This window comes from Bartonella propinqua, assembly GCF_047263965.1.
GTDB lineage: Bacteria > Pseudomonadota > Alphaproteobacteria > Rhizobiales > Rhizobiaceae > Bartonella.
The window spans coordinates 1-1652 of sequence record NZ_JBLEBK010000031.1 but is presented as its reverse complement, the minus strand read 5'-3'; the positions used below and the strand labels follow the sequence as shown (position 1 = coordinate 1652).

The following is a 1652-nucleotide window of genomic DNA, read 5'->3' as shown; positions in this document are numbered from 1 at the left end:
CACGGCAAATAATCCTCTTCCCATCTTGGTAAATGAACACGTCCAGAAAGCACTGCCATTTCAACAAAACGTTCCCAAACAATGCGGTTGAACTGAAAGGCTATAATATGTTCGCGCCATTGTTTGATCTGGCGTCTAAATTGAATGATCGATGTGCGCACATTGGAAAAATTCCCCCGTGTTACATCACCTGTCACAACCGCATAAGGCATGTTGAGTCCTTTGCAAATTTTCAAAGTAGTGCGATATTGAAAAGGCTCATAAGAACCGCCAACCTCTACGGGATTGGAAAATTTGATGTCCGTGTTCTCTTCCATTTCTTGAACAGCACCTGTCTCAAGTGGAAAAAGCTCTGCTTGCGATTCCTTCTTATTGCTTTCTTCGCGATTATCAGATGCATACGCGTTACTAGCATTGGGATTAGACTTTATAACAAACGCCATGAAAAGGGCTGCGTTTCTTTTTCTATCAAGCTCTGCGTCATCGTAAGCCTCAAGCTGAAAAATCTTTGTCAGGCAGCGCGTTACTTTCGGCGAGCCACGCAATTGTCCTGCAACACGCCTTTCTTTAATATGGATGACCATTTCTGCTGGTACCCGCACGCGCTCTCTGTTTCCAAACGCTCCACTCACTGGGCTGCTATCATAAGGATGATGCTGCCAAAAATGATAAGCAACACGCTTACCACTGGCATTAAACTCAATCCCCATGCGGATATAATTGCCCTCAATTTCAGCAACCCCGCTATAGGTTAAATCAAGCATTTCTGCGGGATAAATTTGCAATTGAAGAGGCACACCTGAACGCCCATAAAGGTCAACATAATGCAGCCTGACAAAACATTCACCCGTTAAAAAAACTTCTCGAGCAATGGTTGCTTGAAGACCATAAAAATTGGCATCTTCGTCATAATCAGCCTCATCAACCCATTGCCACCAAAGATCAAGCAGCTTCTTCTTTTCTTCTTGAAAGCCTTCAATTTTAGGATAAGGCTTAATCCCATCACTAACTGCTGCCGAGACCCATTCCTCTGTGGCAGAGCCATACAGGGCTTCATTATCATAGAGCCACCTTGAACGTGCAATAATTGTATCGCCTGCTGCTTCAATTGCTTGGTTAATATGTTTTTTAGCAGGATTTAACCCGCGCATTCGACGACTATAGCTAGCAGCTTCAAAAGGTGGATTATGATCACCAGAAGCACGAAAAAGACCCGTTATTTTATTGAATAATCCAGCCATTAATAACCGCGCCTCGCATCAATATAAAAAATACGAGGGCTTCCATGCCCTTCGAGCTCTTCTATTTGCTTATCTAGCATTGCAAGTGCCTTGCGTAATTCCTCTACAGAACGGTTTCCCACTTGCTTGTCACCGTGACGTACAAATTGCACCCCTGAATAAAGAGTCTCCTCAAGTTGTTCACGTCGTTGTTTTAACTCCGCAATTTTTTCACTTTTGCTACCCAACTGACTTAAATTCTCACTCATAAATAATTCCAATCTTTTTGCATATATGGACTAACTGACCTCCTTAGTTGTTTCCTTTGAGGCTGTGGTGTCTGAAGCTGTGTTGGAAAAGATTCTGTACTCTCGGAAGATGCCTCCATATTTTTGAGACTTTCCAAGCGCTCTTCTAAAATATCAACTTCCT

General features: G+C 42.9%; 2 protein-coding genes. Both read right to left on the bottom strand.

Annotation, left to right across the window (positions count from 1 at the left end; genetic code table 11):
• The coding region (locus ACMFKV_RS07170) for a phage portal protein (protein ID WP_413154923.1) at positions 1 to 1241 on the bottom strand (1241 nt) is incomplete at its 3' end.
• Entirely contained in the window at positions 1241 to 1489 is a 249-nt protein-coding gene (locus tag ACMFKV_RS07165; protein WP_413154922.1) for a phage head-tail joining protein, read from the bottom strand. The genes ACMFKV_RS07165 and ACMFKV_RS07170, both read right to left, overlap by 1 nt.
• Between the last annotated feature and the right edge of the window lie 163 nt (positions 1490 to 1652).